This is a genomic window from Flavobacterium lipolyticum (genome assembly GCF_020905335.1).
GTDB classification, from domain to species: Bacteria; Bacteroidota; Bacteroidia; order Flavobacteriales; family Flavobacteriaceae; genus Flavobacterium; species Flavobacterium lipolyticum.
The window spans coordinates 3,378,451-3,395,143 of the sequence record NZ_JAJJMN010000001.1; the positions used below are offsets into that span (position 1 = coordinate 3,378,451).

14 protein-coding genes and 2 pseudogenes are annotated in these 16,693 nt (G+C 35.1%); 9 read left to right on the plus strand and 7 right to left on the minus strand.

Annotated features, from left to right (window positions below):
• Window positions 1-70: 70 nt before the first annotated feature.
• Window positions 71-1,297: an aminotransferase class I/II-fold pyridoxal phosphate-dependent enzyme gene (locus tag LNQ34_RS14455; RefSeq protein ID WP_230000249.1), complete on the minus strand. Its 1,227-nt coding sequence runs from the start codon at window positions 1,295-1,297 to the stop codon at window positions 71-73.
• Between the two features lie 309 nt (window positions 1,298-1,606).
• Here LNQ34_RS14455 and LNQ34_RS14460 point away from each other — a divergent pair, with 309 nt between their 5' ends.
• The 5 genes and pseudogenes from LNQ34_RS14460 to LNQ34_RS14480 form a co-directional block, all read left to right on the plus strand.
• A complete protein-coding gene (locus LNQ34_RS14460) occupies window positions 1,607-2,065 on the plus strand; it encodes an Lrp/AsnC family transcriptional regulator (protein WP_017495489.1) in 459 nt (152 codons plus the stop codon).
• Window positions 2,066-2,271: 206 nt separating this feature from the next.
• A pseudogene (locus tag LNQ34_RS14465) lies at window positions 2,272-2,364 on the plus strand (AsnC family transcriptional regulator); the annotation flags it as partial.
• Between the two features lie 89 nt (window positions 2,365-2,453).
• Entirely contained in the window at window positions 2,454-2,705 is a 252-nt protein-coding gene (locus LNQ34_RS14470; RefSeq protein ID WP_202703674.1) for a hypothetical protein, read from the plus strand.
• Entirely contained in the window at window positions 2,689-2,979 is a 291-nt protein-coding gene (locus LNQ34_RS14475; RefSeq protein WP_202703673.1) for a type II toxin-antitoxin system RelE/ParE family toxin, read from the plus strand. The genes LNQ34_RS14470 and LNQ34_RS14475 overlap by 17 nt, the downstream gene beginning before the upstream one ends.
• A gap of 250 nt (window positions 2,980-3,229) precedes the next feature.
• Window positions 3,230-3,319 (plus strand): annotated as a pseudogene (locus LNQ34_RS14480) (AsnC family transcriptional regulator); the annotation flags it as partial.
• A 60-nt stretch (window positions 3,320-3,379) separates the two neighbouring features.
• Here LNQ34_RS14480 and LNQ34_RS14485 read toward each other — a convergent pair.
• Window positions 3,380-3,838 (minus strand): SRPBCC family protein, encoded by a 459-nt coding sequence (locus LNQ34_RS14485; protein ID WP_202703672.1) that lies wholly within the window; start codon window positions 3,836-3,838, stop codon window positions 3,380-3,382.
• A gap of 288 nt (window positions 3,839-4,126) precedes the next feature.
• Here LNQ34_RS14485 and lpdA point away from each other — a divergent pair, with 288 nt between their 5' ends.
• Window positions 4,127-5,530 carry a dihydrolipoyl dehydrogenase gene (lpdA, locus tag LNQ34_RS14490; protein ID WP_017495487.1) on the plus strand — a complete coding sequence of 468 codons (1,404 nt, stop codon included), beginning with the start codon at window positions 4,127-4,129 and terminating at the stop codon, window positions 5,528-5,530.
• 52 nt (window positions 5,531-5,582) lie between these two features.
• Here lpdA and LNQ34_RS14495 read toward each other — a convergent pair whose 3' ends face one another.
• From LNQ34_RS14495 to LNQ34_RS14505, 3 genes are all read right to left on the minus strand, one after another.
• Window positions 5,583-6,236 (minus strand): hypothetical protein, encoded by a 654-nt coding sequence (locus LNQ34_RS14495; protein WP_230000250.1) that lies wholly within the window; start codon window positions 6,234-6,236, stop codon window positions 5,583-5,585.
• 580 nt (window positions 6,237-6,816) lie between these two features.
• Window positions 6,817-7,191 (minus strand): DoxX family membrane protein, encoded by a 375-nt coding sequence (locus LNQ34_RS14500; RefSeq protein WP_202703670.1) that lies wholly within the window; start codon window positions 7,189-7,191, stop codon window positions 6,817-6,819.
• A gap of 207 nt (window positions 7,192-7,398) precedes the next feature.
• Window positions 7,399-8,295, minus strand: a complete 897-nt coding sequence (locus LNQ34_RS14505; RefSeq protein ID WP_230000251.1) for a DUF4349 domain-containing protein — start codon at window positions 8,293-8,295, stop codon at window positions 7,399-7,401.
• Between the two features lie 278 nt (window positions 8,296-8,573).
• On the opposite strand from LNQ34_RS14505, the gene LNQ34_RS14510 reads away from it, so the two are divergent.
• The 3 genes from LNQ34_RS14510 to LNQ34_RS14520 all read left to right on the plus strand — a co-directional run bounded on the left by LNQ34_RS14510 (window position 8,574) and on the right by LNQ34_RS14520 (window position 13,430).
• On the plus strand, window positions 8,574-9,860 hold the full coding sequence (locus tag LNQ34_RS14510; protein WP_230000252.1) for an anthranilate synthase component I family protein: 1,287 nt from the start codon (window positions 8,574-8,576) through the stop codon (window positions 9,858-9,860).
• A 157-nt stretch (window positions 9,861-10,017) separates the two neighbouring features.
• Window positions 10,018-11,328, plus strand: coding sequence for a tRNA lysidine(34) synthetase TilS (gene tilS / locus LNQ34_RS14515; protein WP_230000253.1), 1,311 nt, complete (start codon window positions 10,018-10,020; stop codon window positions 11,326-11,328).
• Window positions 11,328-13,430, plus strand: a complete 2,103-nt coding sequence (locus LNQ34_RS14520) for a protein-disulfide reductase DsbD family protein (RefSeq protein ID WP_230000254.1) — start codon at window positions 11,328-11,330, stop codon at window positions 13,428-13,430. Before tilS ends, LNQ34_RS14520 begins: the two co-directional genes overlap by 1 nt.
• Window positions 13,431-13,740: 310 nt before the next feature.
• Here LNQ34_RS14520 and LNQ34_RS14525 read toward each other — a convergent pair whose 3' ends face one another.
• Together LNQ34_RS14525 and LNQ34_RS14530 are read right to left on the minus strand one after the other, a co-directional pair.
• Window positions 13,741-15,057: an ammonium transporter gene (locus tag LNQ34_RS14525; protein ID WP_230000255.1), complete on the minus strand. Its 1,317-nt coding sequence runs from the start codon at window positions 15,055-15,057 to the stop codon at window positions 13,741-13,743.
• A gap of 328 nt (window positions 15,058-15,385) precedes the next feature.
• Window positions 15,386-16,693, minus strand: a complete 1,308-nt coding sequence (locus LNQ34_RS14530; protein ID WP_230000256.1) for an amidohydrolase family protein — start codon at window positions 16,691-16,693, stop codon at window positions 15,386-15,388.

Genomic DNA, 16,693 nt, shown 5'->3' on the forward strand with positions numbered 1-16,693 from the left:
GAACAAAAAAAATCCGCCAAAAGAAAAACCTTCAGCGGATTTAAACAAACTAAAAAAAAATCGTGCAAATTTATTTATAAAGAATTGTTTTATTTTGCAAGATGCCAAGCTCTGTCATGCAGGCTTTCATCATTTTGTAGGTACGTTCAATGTCATTGTCCAGACCGATAGAGAAACGGATCAAACCATCTGTCAGTCCCATTTCGGCTTGTTCTTCTAACGGAATTTCACTTGAAGTAGAGGTTCCCGGTGCGCTGAATAATGTTTTATAAAACCCTAAACTCACCGCCAAATAGCCTAAATTTCTGGTTTGCATCAATTCCATTAACTCGTTGGCTTTTTCCAGTGAGCCCACATCAATGGTCAGCATTCCTCCAAAACCATATTCCGGATTAATCATTGTTTTGTACAATTCATGACTTGGATGGCTTTTTAATCCCGGATAAACCGTTTTTAAACCGTCTTTCTCGAATTTATCAGCCAAAACGTGTGCATTATGACTGTGCTGTTTGATACGAATATGAAGCGTACGAAGGTTTTTCATCACAGAAGCCGAACGCAGACTATCCATTGTAGGGCCTAACAACATACTAGCTCCTGAATTTACATTTTTTAGCGAATTGATAAACTCTTTCGAAGCACAGGTTACACCACCAACAGTATCACTGCTTCCGTTTATATATTTGGTTAAACTGTGAATCACAATGTCGGCCCCTAATTTTGCAGGAGAAACCGATAAAGGTGAAAACGTATTGTCTACCACCAATTTTAGATTGTATTTTTTGGCAATTTTAGCCAAGCCTGCGATATCGGCTACTTCTAATAGCGGATTGCTAACTGTTTCGCAGTATAGGACCTTAGTTTTAGAGGTGATTGCCGCTTCTACAATGTCAAGTTTGGTAATGTCCACAAAGCTCGTTTCGATTCCAAAGCGAGGAATGAAATTCTTTAGGAAGGCATACGTTCCGCCATAAATAGTTCTACTTGAAACAATATGATCACCCGCACCACAAAGTTGTAGCAGGGTAGGAGTGATAGCCCCCATTCCGGAAGCCGAAACATTGGCGGTTTCTGTTCCTTCCATCGCTGCCAGTGCCTGATCCAGATACAGATTGCTTGGAGAAGAGTGACGGGAATATAAGTAGCAACCTTCCATGTTCCCTTCAAAAGTATCGAACATGGTTTTGGCTGAAAGAAAAGTATAAGTAGAAGAATCGGAAATAGATGGATTTACACCGCCAAATTCACCAAAGTATTGCAAATCCTGAATTTTGTCTGCCGGGTTAAAGTGGTTCATGGTTGGTAGTTTATAGTTTGTGGTTTGTGTTTTTTTGAGACTGCTATTTTGATTTTTACTTCTAATAAGAACCTTGTATCTTCTTTTTTGAAGGAAATCTTTTTCAAATTAAGAGCTAATTGGAAAATTAATCAATCACGAAATGAATAATTAGATTTTAAAACTACAAAAATCTATTTATCCTGATTTTTAATCTAAATTTGATGAAGGTAAGATCAGTTAATAGATTTTCTTTCATTTTACAACAATAAGAACAAACTATAAACCATCAACTATGAACTATAAACCATAAACCCTAAAACTGAAGCCATGACTTTAGATGCCACAGATAAAAAACTCCTGGTTTTATTACAAACCGACAGTAAAAAAACAAATAAAGAATTATCCTTAAAACTCAATCTCTCTGTGACGGCGGTTTATGAGAGGATTAAAAAGCTGGAGCGTGAAGGCATCATTAAAAACTACGTTGCTCTAGTGAATAAATCTAAAATCGAAAAAGGATTTGTGGTTTTCTGTCATTTAAAACTGATTCAGCATACTAAGGAATTCCTAACCAAATTCGAAAGTGAAGTCACCAAGTTAAACGAAGTGCTGGAATGCCACCATGTAAGCGGTGATTATGATTATATTTTAAAAGTTTTGGTAAAAGACATGGAAGCGTATCGTGAGTTCTTGGTCACAAAACTGACTTCGCTTCAACATATTGGCAGCACACAAAGTATGTTTATGATTAGTGAAGTGAAGAATTCAACGGTGATTTCTTTTTAAGGTGCTAAGATTCTAAGAGACTAAGTTTCTAAGTTTTTGGTGTAAAGATTCAAAGGAACAAAGGTTTTCCTTAAAAATGCACAGCTGTGCGTCAAAAATGCGATAAATCTTTGCTTTTTTCGCGATTTTATAAGAATTACAAAATCAGCATGATCTGCAAAATCTGCGAGAGACAAAAAAACTTCGAGAGAATTCGTGTAATCTAGGTCACAAAACTGACTTCACTTCAACATATTGGCAGCACACAAAGTATGTTTATGATTAGTGAAGTGAAGAACTCAACGGTGATTTCTTTTTAAGGGCTTGGATTCTGAGAGGCTAAGTTTTTGGATTGTGATTCAAATTCAAAAGCGAAAAAAGCTTAAATTTGAATCAAATAGATTTTAGCATGGAAACAAAAGAATTAAGACTTAGACTTATAAAGGATTTTGGGAAATTCATAAAAGATGATTCTAAATTAGAAATTCTGGAAAGTGTTTTTGATGCGATAAATCATGATGAAAAAGAATCACTTGTTCCTGATTCTCATTATGATCTTGTTGCTGAAGAAAGAGAAAAGTATCTTTCACAGGAGAATGAAGCGAGTTCCTGGGAAGAAGTAGAACAACGTTTGAATGCTAAGTATGGTTTTCAAAATTAAAATTTTACCCTTAGCTGAAAATGAAATTGATAAAGCTATTGAATTCTATGAAAGTAGGAGCAAAGGTTTAGGAAAGCAATTTCTATCCTACTTAAAAACATATCTACAGGTTTTAAAAACACATCCGGAATTATTTCAAATAAAAAAAGAACCTGGTTATCGTGAATTAACTTTGGTAAAATTTCCATTTGTAATTATTTATGAAATTATTGGAAATGAAATAATCGTTTACTCTGTTTTCCACACTTCCAGAAATCCTAAGAAAAAGCCTTAATTCGGCATCTAAAGTTTCAGAGAGGCAAAGGTTTTCTTTAAAGGTGCTAAGGATATAAGTTGTTAAGGTTCTGAGTTTTTGGTGTAAAGATTCAAAGGAACAAAGGTTTTCCTTAAAAATGTAAGGCTGTGCGTCAAAATGCGATAAATCTTTGCTTTTTTCGCGATTTTATAAGAATTACAAAATCAGCATGATCTGCAAAATCTGCGAGAGACAAAAAAACTTCGAGAGAATTTGTGTAATCTAGGCCACAAAACTGACTTCGCTTCAACATATTGGCAGCACACAAAGAATGTTTATGATTAGTGAAGTGAAGAATTCAACGGTGATTTCTTTTTAAGGTGCTAAGATTCTAAGAGACTAAGGTGCTTAGTTTTTTTAATAGTATTATTTAAGGAAATTATCGCTCTGAAATTTCTTTTAGTTTGTTTAATGCCGTTGGATAGGTACTTGTAAAATAATCTAAGTATTCGTCTACGGTATCCAGATCTACAGTGACAGTAGTTATACCGTTATTTTCCTGATAGGAATAATTTTCATGTCCGCCAGTCCATTTTTCAACTTGTTCCCCTGTAGTAATTTCAGTTTCGCCATCCAGGAAACCGTAATGTCTTATAGATATAAATTCAGCGGGTTGGTTTTCTACAATTTCAGAAACCATTCCGCCCTTTTTTCCGTTTTCATCCAGGCCTACAAAATAAATTTTACTGCCTTTTTCCCAGCTTCCTTCATAGGTAGAAGTTGGATTAAATGCTGCTGTCCAATGTTCGTAGGTATTTTTATCTTTCAAACCCAGCATCGCCTCATAAACTTTTTGAGCCGTTGCATTTATCTCTATTTTGAATTGTAGTTTTTCCATTTTTAATTAGCATTGATTAGATTTCAAATTTACATTTTATTTTTTTTGGCTTGTGTTTTTTGTTGCCTGATTATCAGTGTTTTTTATTTTTGTGTGTCTTTAAAATATATAAAAGTAAGATTTATCACAAACCCAAAAATAGCTAATCTCTGCGAACTTAGCGTAAATCTTAGTGCTCTTAACGGTTAAAACTCCATCTAAAATTTCACCCAAAAAACATTGAAAATTAAACTTCAAACAAAACTTTATTCCTTAATTTTGTAACGCTAAAAATAAAATAGACAAACTATGAGTTCATTTGACGTAGTCATTATAGGTTCAGGTCCTGGCGGATATGTATCAGCAATTCGTTGCGCACAATTGGGATTTAAAACTGCAATTGTAGAAAAGTATAACTCTTTAGGTGGAACTTGCCTTAACGTAGGTTGTATTCCTTCAAAAGCATTATTATCGTCTTCTCATCATTATGCGGAAATTGCACATTTTGCAGATCACGGAATCGAAGTTTCAGGTGATGTGAAAATCAATTTAGAGAAAATGATCGCACGCAAGCAAGCTGTTGTAGATCAAACTGCAGGTGGAGTTAACTACTTAATGGATAAAAATAAAGTTACTGTTTTTAATGGTTTAGGTTCTTTCGTAGATGCAACGCACATTGCTGTGACAAAAGCTGACGGAACTTCCGAAACGATTGAAGCAAAATATACCATAATTGCTACAGGTTCAAAACCATCTTCTTTGCCTTTCATTAAAATTGACAAAGAAAGAATCATCACTTCTACTGAGGCTTTGGCTTTAAAAGAAGTTCCAAAACACTTGGTAATTATTGGTGGTGGAGTAATCGGAATTGAGCTTGGACAAGTTTACCTTCGTTTAGGTGCTCAGGTTTCTGTTGTAGAATTCATGGACAGAATCATTCCGGGAATGGATAGTTCTTTGTCTAAAGAATTGACTAAAGTATTGAAAAAACAAGGAATGAAATTCTACGTTTCTCACAAAGTAAAATCTGTAGAAAGAAACGGTGATGCTGTTGTGGTTCAGGCTGAAAATGCAAAAGGAGAAACAATCACTTTAGAAGGAGATTATTCATTAGTTTCTGTTGGACGTCGTCCGTATACAGACGGATTGAACGCTGACAAAGCAGGAGTAAAAATTTCTGATAGAGGACAAGTAGAAGTAAACGATCATTTACAAACTAACGTTCCAAATATCTACGCTATCGGTGACGTTGTTCGTGGAGCAATGTTGGCACACAAAGCGGAAGAAGAAGGAACTATGGTTGCTGAGATCTTAGCAGGTCAAAAACCACATATCGATTACAACTTAATCCCTGGTGTGGTATACACTTGGCCAGAAGTTGCAGCAGTTGGACAAACTGAAGAGCAATTGAAAGCTGCAGGAGTTAAATACAAATCAGGAAGTTTCCCATTCAAAGCTTTAGGACGTGCAAGAGCAAGTGCTGACTTAGATGGATTCGTAAAAATCCTTGCAGATGAAAAAACAGACGAGGTTTTAGGTGTTCACATGATTGGAGCCCGTACAGCAGATTTAATCGCCGAAGCGGTTACAGCTATGGAATTTAAAGCTTCTGCTGAAGATATCTCAAGAATGAGCCATGCGCATCCAACTTTTGCTGAAGCAATAAAAGAAGCGGCTTTGGCAGCTACTGATAACAGAGCATTACACGTATAATTTACGGAAAATATATCTTAAGAGCCCGTCAGAATTATTTCTGACGGGTTTTTTATTGCCTTAATAGGGTAAAAGTATAATACGTTTCTTTATTCTTTAAATAGACATTATAAGTTCCATTCTCTTCTTTATACAAATGATACAAATATTTGTCGCCTTTAATGCTTAAGTTCTTTCGCGACAGATTATTACTTTCAATAAATTCCAGTTCAAATTCGCAACTGCCTTTTTTTCTGTAATGCAATTTTGAGAATGTACCATCGGTAAAATTTTCAATCCATAAATGATCGCTTAAAGTTACCGCTACTTTTGCACCGCTATTTTCTATGTAATAATATTTTGAAGATTGATCAAAATGATTGCATTCCTCTCTGGATATTTCATCAAGAGGCTTTTCATTCTGCATGGACCAGCTGCTTTTCTCAGATTCGTTTGGAAAAAGAGCTACAAATTCGTTACAGTTTTTATGTAACCTGAAAAATAGCTGCTCAAACACTCTTCTTTGTACAATACTATCCTTAAATTTTGTCAGATAAGGGGCGATATGCGAATTGTTGATGGTATTAATTCTGATTTCATTGTCTAAAGCCTGATTTTGAACCAATGATTTACAGATTTCGGTCGTTAGCGAATCTACAGATTTTATAGATTGCGCTCTCGAAAAATGGACAAATAATAATAAGAGGAGGAGTAGATATTTTTTCATGTAAAATGGAAATTTTCATCAAATATAATTGTTTAGTAAAAGTTTTTGGAGAATTGGATTTTATTCTTGTAATATTTGAGTCTAAAAATGAAGAAGTTTAGGAAAAATTTCGTAAATTAGAGGTATGATTCTGAGGCTGTATTTGTAGGTGTTCAGGGTTTAATTATTTGGTAATCATGTTTATAGTTTTGTTTTGCAGATGCTGAAGAATTGTAGCAATACTTTGTTTTGTAAGCACTGAAGAATTCAAAAAAAACTTAGTTTTGAACTGCTAAAGTTTTTAGTAAATAAATTAAAGTTGTCAGAGCAGATTCTAAATAGTGGTTGTTACTATTCTTAAGTAGTAATATAGAGATAAAGGTAAATAACAGGGGCTATAATGTCATAAAAGACGAGTGAGAGGAAAGTATCGGGAAAAGCCAGCTTTGTCAGAAAAGATAATATTGGTATGCTTAAGGTTTCATTTTTGGTCCTTTTTATTCCGGTTGTAAAGCAAAATTGTGTAAGTAGTAAAAAAAGCAAATCCGACAGGTTTTTAAATCTGTCGGATTTGCTTTTTAAGTGTACAGTGAAAAATTGATTATCTGGTGAAAATGCTTTTGTAATTATCCCAATATCTGTAGATTAAAAACAGATTGGCAAGAAATAATAAAACGGCCAATGGTAAACCATTTGGATTTAGAAAATAATTAATAAACAAAATGTTTACCGTAATGGGTAAGATCAGTATATTGGCTAGTGTTACATATCGTCCTGTTACAAACGCAATTCCGCAAAGTAGTTCGATTGATTTTGCTAATGGCAATAAATAAGTTGAGGCAACTAGCCCCATATTAAAAGCTTTAAAATCACCGGTAGTTTCTGGTTCCGGAGCCAGTTTGAAGAAAAAACTAAGAGAAGCGAATAATAACAAAAGGCCAATTAAAACACGGACAATAATGGTAGCAATTTTCATAATACTTAAGAATTTTAATGGGTTAAAAAAGTCTAATTTATTTTTGGAAAACGTTATAATCTGAACTCACCAATGATAAAAAGTAATTTTCATGACTTTTATATTGAGAATTTGACAGTCATTATTGTTCTATTTTGAGATAAATAGAATGCTATATCAAATATAACGATTTTTTTCTTATGAAATTGTTGTTTTTTAACACTTTTCTTATTTCTTAAAGTATTTTTTGTAAAGGAAAAATCCTCCAAAACCAATCAAAAGAAATGGCCACAAATTAATTAGAAAAACAAAGATCGTTTCAAGAATGTACCAGCCATTTTTTAGCGAATCGATGATTTGAATGCCTAGGTTTGGCTTATAAGCATCACTGTCTTTTTCACTGGCCATTATCTCTTGTTTTATTGTTTCGTTTTGATACAGCTGTAAAGTTATGGTACTGAAGTTGATTTGATCTTCTAAGGATAAATTCTCAATAATGCTGTTATCATTGGCTTCTTTCTGGTTCGCCAGCGCATTTTCAGCTTCCATAACATCATTGATTTTTTTGCCCTTAGTATCAATTGCTTTTTCGACTCTTTTTTGTGTAACAGTGTTTCTTTTTTGCGAAAGCTGATTGGATAATAACTTTAAAGAAACATCATCGGCTTTGATAAGTCTGAAGTCCAGAAAATCAATTTGTTTGGCTATGATTTTAATAACAGTATCGAGCTGTGTATTGGGAACACGGATTGTAATGTCGTTTTGTACCGTATATTTAGTGGTTTCGAGTGTGCTGTCGGGACTGATTTTGGTTTTAACCTGATCACGAATGGTGCTTTGTAAGCTGGTGTAGGTTACAAAACCTCCAAATTTCTGAGTGGTGTTTTCAATTGCATAAGTAGATTTAACGACGTTTTTTACCTTAAATTTAATATCGGCAGTGCGAATGAATTTTTGCTTACCGTCTTTTTTTTCCACTGCTGCCGATGAAGAAATCGCAGTGCTGTCTGTTGTAGTTTTTTGGTCTTCAAGGCTTTCTGATGTAGCGGGATCGAATTTTTTGCAGGAAAAGAATAAGAGGATAAGCACTAAGGAAGTCAATCCAAGGTTGGCAATTGTTTTCATAAAGTTTTTTAGATTTAATGCGTTGAGTAATAATTTAGAGAATCCGTTTTTAAGGGGGAGACTAGAAAGATTGTTGTCGATTTTTGGGTATAACGAATTCAATCTGTATTAGTCATTACTGGCTGTGTTTTTTAGAAGTGTATTTTATCAATAGGCAAAAAAAAGTTTGAGTATTCTTGTTAATTCGATATACTAAAAAGTGTGCCAATATTTTTTGTTTAATATTTTATTGAAGGATTTTTTTTGTTGTAATTTTGAGGCCTAAAATTTACCTATTTTTGAGAGTTACCATTTACAAAGACATTTCAGATCCAGAGCATTTTAAACAACAGCTTTTAAGCTGGTCACAACAATTTCGGGAGGTTGTTTTTTTGGATAGTAATTCCTATCCACAGGAATATTCAAGCTTTGATTTTGTTTTGGCAGTGGATGCTTTTACCTCTTTAAAAACAGATTTTCATAATGCTTTTGAAGATCTGAAACAATATCAGCAAACGACTAAAGACTGGCTTTTTGGATATCTTTCCTATGATTTAAAAAACGATACAGAAAATCTCACATCATCAAATTTTGACGGTTTAGATTTTCCGGATTTGTTTTTCTTTCAGCCTAAAAAGATTTTTACGTTAAAAGAAAATAAACTCGAAATACAATATTTATTGCTTTGCGATGATGAGCTGGAAGAGGATTATGAAGAAATCGTTACTAGTAAATATGATGCCTTTGAAACGGTAAGCGCGATTGAAGTCAAACAGCGTATTTCAAAAGAGGCTTACGTTGAAAAAGTGAACAAAATGCTGGAGCACATTCATATAGGTGATATGTATGAGGCTAATTTTTGCATGGAATTTTTCGCTGAGAATACCGAAATTAATCCGTTGGAAAAATTCCAGAAATTAGATGCGATATCACAAGCTCCGTTTTCGGTATTTTTTAAGAATCATAAACAATATTTGCTTTCGGCTTCTCCGGAGCGGTACCTGAAAAAGGTTGGTGAAACTTTAATTTCTCAACCGATAAAAGGAACTTCAAAACGATTTTCAGATCCGGTTGAAGACGAAAAATCAAAACAATTTTTAGCATCAGATCCTAAAGAACGGGCTGAGAATATTATGATTACCGATTTGGTGCGGAATGATCTGTCGCATACAGCACAGAAAGGTGCTGTTGAAGTAACGGAACTTTGTAAAATTTACTCATTTTTGCAGGTGCACCAAATGATCTCAACCATCACCTCAAAAATAGATCCGCAGTATTCACCGATAGATGTTTTAAGAACTACTTTTCCAATGGGAAGCATGACGGGAGCGCCAAAAATTTCAGTCATGAAGATTATCGAAAATCTGGAAGAAACCAAACGAGGTCTGTACAGTGGTGCAGTTGGTTATTTCACGCCTGAAGGTGATTTCGATTTTAATGTGGTGATAAGAAGTATTTTGTACAATCAGGAAAATAAATATATTTCGTTTTCGGTCGGAAGTGCGATTACTTCCCAATCGATTCCAGAAAAAGAGTACGAAGAATGTTTGTTAAAGGCAAAAGCAATGCACGAAGTTTTGCAATAACCAATGTATTTTCGATTGATGAATTGCATGTAGGAATGTTAAATTAAATAAAATTCGTGCAATTTTATTTGCGGTTTATTAATATAGTGTAAATTCGTACAATTTTAAGATTTAAAAACTTTCTCCATTATATAGAATTAAATTTTTACATTTATAAATGCTTTCAAAATTTCAAAATCATCTCGCTGTAAGATTTCCATTTCTGGAGGATAAAAAGCTGTTTCTGGCAGTAAGTGGAGGATTGGATAGCATGGTTTTACTGCATTTGTTTCAACAATTGCCGTTTGAGATCGCCGTTTTACACTGTAATTTTCAATTGCGTGGAGTAGAAAGTTTTGGAGATCAGGATTTTATTCAAAAGTACTGTGACGAGAATGATATTTCGATTTTTAGTACTCAATTTGATACCGAGGCTTTTGCCAAAGATTATAAATTATCCACTCAGGTTGCGGCCCGAGAACTGCGTTACAACTGGTTTTACGAACTTCTGGAAAAACAAAATTTCGACTATATTTTAACGGCGCATCATGCCGACGACAATCTCGAAACTTTTATAATCAATCTAACCCGAGGGACAGGATTAGACGGACTGATTGGGATTCCGGAGCAAAATGATAAAATTGTTCGTCCGCTTTTGCCCTTTTCCAGAGCCGAAATTTTAGACTATGCCCAACAAAATAATATATCGTGGCGCGAAGACAGCAGTAATGCGTCAAACAAATACCTGCGAAATAAAATCCGTCACGATCTTGTCCCGATCTTGAAAGAAATCAATCCAAATTTTTTAAACGCCTTTCAGAAAACGCAGGGATATTTGCAGGAATCTCAGGAAATGGTTGAGGATGCTTCGATCATGATTTACCAGCAAGTGGCGAAAGAAGAGGGAGAAGACATTCACTTTGATTTGAATCAGCTCAGGAAATTACCCAATTATAAATCGTATTTGTATCAGTGGTTAAATGAATTTGGTTTCGTAGCCTGGAATGATATTTATGATTTGGTAGAGGGACAATCCGGTAAACAGGTTTTTTCGGCTGATTTTCGATTGTTGAAAAACAGAGATACTTTGATTTTGAGTCCAATTTCTGAATTAGAAGAAAATGAAGTATTCGAAATTAGAGCAGAGGAGAAAGACGTTAATTTTCCCTTAAAATTAAGGCTTTGTCAGGTAGACGACATTACAATAGATTCAAATAAAGCTATATTTGTGGACGCTGAAAAAATCCGTTTCCCACTTATTTTGCGTAAATGGAAGGAGGGAGATGTTTTTCATCCTTTTGGAATGAATGGGAAATCTAAAAAGCTAAGCAAACTTTTTAAAGATGAAAAATTGTCGCTGATTGAAAAGGAGAAAATTTGGATTTTATGCTCAGATAATCAGATTGTGTGGGTTATTGGAATCAGACAGGATGAACGCTTTAAAATTGAGAATACAACAAACGAAATAATTAAAATAGAATTATTATAATGAACCCTAACTACTACCAACAAACGATAATATCGAAAAGTGTCTGGAATAAATCCATTGTTTTTTTATTGTTTTTTCTTTTTGCATTTGCAAAGGGGAATGCTCAAATTCTCGAACCGGTAAAATGGACTTCAAAAATCGAAAAGAGAGCCGGTAATAATGCTGTTTTGATTTTTGACGGAACAATTGAAAAAGAGTGGCACATGTATTCGCAGTTTACACCTGAAGGTGGACCACTTGCTTTAGAGATTACCTTTAAAAATCAGAAAGGAAATTACAATTTGGTTGGAAAGGCTAAAGAAGGAAAAACCAAAACAGCTTTTAATGATGTCTTTGGTGTAAATGAAACTTTCTTTGAAGGCAAAGCACATATCGAACAAGAGATCACAATTATTAACCCAAATTTAAAGACGGTTGAGGTTGATTTTGACTTTCAGGTTTGTAAAGAAGTTTGTATCAATTCCAGTAAAAAGTTTTCTATAGCGATTCCATCAAATTTTAAAATGGATGCCGTTGCAGTAGTAACAGAATCGAAACCGGATGAGACTAAAGTGGCTGATTTAGCTGTTGATACGGTGAGTAAAACAGCTGTTTCGGAAAAATTAGAACTGAAGAAAATTGATCACGCAACAGCGGAAGTTGTAGATCATGTAAAGAAACCAGCACCATCAAGAAGTTTATGGTCGATCTTTTTTATTGCTTTTATTTCAGGATTTGCAGCTTTGTTGACTCCTTGTGTTTTTCCGATGATCCCAATGACGGTAAGTTTTTTTACCAAACAAAGTAAAAGCAGGGCTAAAGGAATACGAAATGCTATCATTTATGGTTTTTCTATTATTGCTATTTATGTAATATTAGGATTGATTGTAACCAAAATTTTTGGGGCAGATGCGCTGAATGCACTATCTACAGATGTTTGGTTTAACCTGATTTTCTTTGTGATCCTGATTATTTTTGCTACTTCATTTTTAGGAGCTTTCGAAATTATGCTGCCTAATTCATGGGCGAATAAAGCAGATCAGCAGGCCGACAGAGGAGGTTTAATTGGTATATTGTTTATGGCTTTGGCTTTGGCTATAGTGTCGTTTTCTTGTACCGGACCTATTGTTGGAACCTTATTGGTAGAAGCTGCTTCAAATGGTGGAATTGCTCCTGTTGTTGGAATGTTAGGATTCTCACTCGCATTGGCACTGCCATTTATGTTCTTTGCTATGTTCCCAGGCTGGTTAAATTCGTTGCCAAAATCCGGTGGCTGGCTGAACACTGTAAAAGTAGTTTTAGGGTTTCTGGAATTGGCATTAGCATTTAAATTTTTATCCAATGCTGATTTGGTGCTTCAGTTGCACTTTTTGGAAAGAGAAGTATTCATCGCAATCTGGATCGCTATTTTTGCAGCTCTGACGTTATATTTATTCGGAAAAATTACATTGCCTCACGATAGTCCTTTAAATCATATTTCGGTAGGAAGACTGTATTTAGGATTGCTTACGTTAGTATTTACGGTTTATTTAATTCCGGGACTTTGGGGAGCGCCATTAAAATTAATTAGCGCATTCCCGCCACCACCACAATATAGCGAAAGTCCGTTTGGGGTAGGGGGATCTGCAAATTCAAATAATGGAAGTACTGAAACCATTTCGGGTTTACCGGAAGGAGCAGAGTTAGGTCCTCACGGTATTATGGTTTTTCATGATTACGAAGATGGTTTAGCGTATGCGAAATCAATCAACAAACCCATTATGCTTGATTTTACAGGTTATGCTTGTGTGAATTGCCGAAAAATGGAAAACAATGTATGGTCAGAACCCATGATTTTACCAATCCTGAAAAATGAGGTCGTTTTGATTTCTCTTTATGTGGATGATAAACGTGACCTGCCAAAAGAAGAGCAGTATGTTACAGCAAAAGGAGATAAAATTGAAACGGTAGGAGATAAATGGACCGATTTTATGATTTCAAAATATAAAACCAATACGCAGCCATTATATGTGATAACCGATTTAGAAGGGAAGAATTTAAACAATTCTAAACCTACTATTAGTTATGTAAGCGAAGAAGAATATTTGCAATGGCTGAAAGAAGGAATTTCTAATTTTAAGTAGTTTTTTTTCTAGAACATAGAGTAAAGAGTGAAGAGTGAAGAGTGAAGAGTGAAGAGTAAAGAGTGAAGAGTAAAGAGTAAAGAGTGAAGAGTGAAGAGTACAATTTAAAATCTGTAATCTACAATCTAAAGTCTACAATCTAAAGTCTACAATCTAAAGTCTACAATCTGCAATCTGCAATCTAAAATCTAAAATCTAAAATCTAAAATCTAAAGTCTACAATAAACTAAGGTGAAGTTAATTCAAAACAAAAATCCCTCTAAGGTCAGACTTAGAGGGATTTTTTATGGGCAAAGGCGGAAATTTGTTTTTATAAGAATTCCCCGTGTTGAGAAATATCTAATCCTAATTCTTCTTTTTCTTCAGTAACTCTTAGCGGGGTAATTTTGTTTACGACAAAGAATAAAGCGTAAGAACCTACAAAAGCAAAGATAGAAACGATTACCAAAGCAGTTAATTGATTGATAAATAGTGTTGGAGTTCCAAAAATTAGACCTTGATTGTCTCCAACGGCAGGGTTGATTGCTTTCGAGGCAAAAACACCGGTTAACAGCATTCCTACCATACCACCAACACCATGACAGGCGAAAACGTCTAACGCATCATCGATTTTTCCTTTAGGGAATTTGCTTACTACCAGATTACTAACGATGGCAGAGAATGCTCCGATGAAAATAGCATGAGAGATGCTTACAAAACCTGCGGCAGGAGTAATGGCAACCAGTCCTACGACCGCTCCTATGCAAGCGCCCAGAGCGGATAATTTGTGTCCTAAGATCTTATCCAGGAAAACCCAAGCCATAGCAGCAGCTGCGGCAGCAACAGTTGTTGTTCCTAAGGCCTGAACAGCTAATCCGTTAGCCCCTAATGCGGAACCTGCATTGAAACCAAACCATCCAAACCATAACAAACCTGTTCCAAGTAAAACATAAGTAATTCTGGCCGGATTTACTTTTTGAATTTTTCTTTTTCCTAAGAATATTGCTCCTGCTAAAGCGGCCCATCCGGCACTCATGTGCACTACTGTTCCTCCCGCGAAATCTAATACTCCCATTTTAAAGAATACTCCGTCAGGATGCCATGTCATATGCGCTAAAGGAGAATATATGATTAGGATGAATAAAACCATGAATAACAAATAAGCCCAAAAACGCACACGTTCTGCAAATGCACCAGTGATTAGTGCAGGTGTAATAATGGCGAATTTTGCCTGAAACAATGCGAATAACATAAAAGGTATGGTTGGGGCAAGACTCCAGGCAGTGCTGGTACCGACATTCTGAAAGAATAAATTGGAAGTTGGGTCTCCAATGATTCCGCGAATAGAAGGGCCAAATGCTAATCCGAAAGCGACAATAACCCATAAGATAGTAACAATTACCATTGCCATAAAACTTTGCAGCATGGTACTAATAACGTTTTTCTTACCTACCATTCCTCCGTAGAAAAATCCTAATCCCGGTGTCATAAGCAAAACAAAAGCAGTGGCTACGATCATCCAGGCTGTATCTCCTGTGTCAAACTTTACAGCTTCTGCCGGAATTGGATTATCGGATAGTATAAAGTTGGATAAAAAGGTGAGTACTAAAATCGTGATAAGAATCACACTTAAAATAATTTTTCGCATAGTTATTTAGTTTTAAATTTTTTATAAATGTATAAAATCAAGTAATAACCATGTAAAAAATAGGGGTAAGTGCTTTATTTTTATTAATTTTTTATTTTGACCCCCTGTATTTTATGTCAACTGAATAATATTAACTTTAAATTTATGATTTGGTAAAGTTGTTTTGTGTTTTTATTAGTTTATTAACTAAAAGACGGTATTGTATAGAGGTATTTTGATTGTTTTTTGAGTTAATATCTGATTAATTTGGTTTGTAGTTGTGAATTGTAAATAAAAAAGGCGTCAGATGAATTTTCAAATGACGCCTTTTATTATAAAATACTATTGCTTATTTCTGATTGAACTTTGCTTTGAATTTATCATTCAGTTTGGTTTGAAAAGTTTCTAAGTTAATCTTTCTTCCCTGAATGAAAGCAGTTGTAAGCTTATTCGTTCTCATGTCGAGTGCATCACCTTCAGAGATAAATAAAGTGGCGTCTTTACCCGTTTCCAAAGTTCCGCAAGTAGCATCAATACCTAGTAATTTGGCAGTATTTGAAGTGATAAGCTGTAACGCTTTCTCTCTGTCTAAACCATATGCTGCACAGGTTCCTGCTAAAAACGGCAGGTTTCTTACGCTCATACGCTCGTGATCACCACTGTTTTCAAGTCCTACCACAATACCTTTATCAGTAAGTATTTTGGCCATTTTATAAGGCAGATTTACATCTTCGTCATCACTTGTTGGCATGTCATGTACACGTCTTAAGAATACACCAACATTATATTTTTGCAAAACATCAGCAGCTTTGTAGGCTTCAAAACCTCCTACAATAACTATTTTCCTGATCTGATTGCTTGCTGCTAACTGAATAGCATCAACGATTTGTTTTTCTTCATCAGCATGGATGTATAGCGTCTGAGTTCCATCAAAAAGCCCTTTTGTAGCTTCAAAAACAATGTTTCTTTCTTTTGAAGCAGCCTGATTGTAAGCCTTTGCGTTACTCCAGAAGGCTGCAATTTCTTCCACTTGTTTTGGATAATCTTTGTTGGCTTCAATAACTCCCGGTTCAAACCATGATCCTGATCTTCTGAAATTAGAAGGGAAGTCAAGATGAATTCCGTCATTTTCCTTTATAATCGCATCTTTCCAGCTCCATGCATCTAATTGTACTACAGAAGAAGTTCCGGAAATTCTACCCCCACGAGGAGTGATCTGAGCCATTAAAATCCCATTCGGACGAACAGTTTCTACTACTTTCGATTCAGAATTGTAAGCGATGATACTTCGTACGTTTGGATTAAAAGTTCCAATTTCTTCCTGATCGTCTGACGATTTCACAGCATCAATTTCTACCAAACCTAATGTTGCGTTAGCCACAATAAATCCAGGGTAAATGTGTTTTCCACTCGCGTCAATGGTTGTGTCATAGGCATCAGCAGCAAGTCTCACGGTCGTTGCGTCTGCTACCAGGGTTAATTTTCCGTCTTTAAATCCAACGGCACTGTTTTGAATAACACTTCCGTTACCTAAGTGTGCAGTAGCATTTAAAATCAAAACCGATTTGGTTTGTTGAGGTGCCGGTATTTGCTGTGCTTTTATTTGCAATGATGCACAAAAAGCAAGCAGACCTATATATATGTTTTTATTAATCAT

Coding starts and splice junctions, on each gene's coding strand:
- LNQ34_RS14455 (WP_230000249.1), bottom strand. CDS start 1,297: ATGAACCACTTTAACCCGGCAGACAAAATTCAGGATTTGCAATACTTT.
- LNQ34_RS14460 (WP_017495489.1), top strand. CDS start 1,607: ATGACTTTAGATGCCACAGATAAAAAACTCCTGGTTTTATTACAAACC.
- LNQ34_RS14470 (WP_202703674.1), top strand. CDS start 2,454: ATGGAAACAAAAGAATTAAGACTTAGACTTATAAAGGATTTTGGGAAA.
- LNQ34_RS14475 (WP_202703673.1), top strand. CDS start 2,689: ATGGTTTTCAAAATTAAAATTTTACCCTTAGCTGAAAATGAAATTGAT.
- LNQ34_RS14485 (WP_202703672.1), bottom strand. CDS start 3,838: ATGGAAAAACTACAATTCAAAATAGAGATAAATGCAACGGCTCAAAAA.
- lpdA (WP_017495487.1), top strand. CDS start 4,127: ATGAGTTCATTTGACGTAGTCATTATAGGTTCAGGTCCTGGCGGATAT.
- LNQ34_RS14495 (WP_230000250.1), bottom strand. CDS start 6,236: ATGAAAAAATATCTACTCCTCCTCTTATTATTATTTGTCCATTTTTCG.
- LNQ34_RS14500 (WP_202703670.1), bottom strand. CDS start 7,191: ATGAAAATTGCTACCATTATTGTCCGTGTTTTAATTGGCCTTTTGTTA.
- LNQ34_RS14505 (WP_230000251.1), bottom strand. CDS start 8,295: ATGAAAACAATTGCCAACCTTGGATTGACTTCCTTAGTGCTTATCCTC.
- tilS (WP_230000253.1), top strand. CDS start 10,018: ATGCTTTCAAAATTTCAAAATCATCTCGCTGTAAGATTTCCATTTCTG.
- LNQ34_RS14520 (WP_230000254.1), top strand. CDS start 11,328: ATGAACCCTAACTACTACCAACAAACGATAATATCGAAAAGTGTCTGG.
- LNQ34_RS14525 (WP_230000255.1), bottom strand. CDS start 15,057: ATGCGAAAAATTATTTTAAGTGTGATTCTTATCACGATTTTAGTACTC.
- LNQ34_RS14530 (WP_230000256.1), bottom strand. CDS start 16,693: ATGATTAATAAAAACATATATATAGGTCTGCTTGCTTTTTGTGCATCA.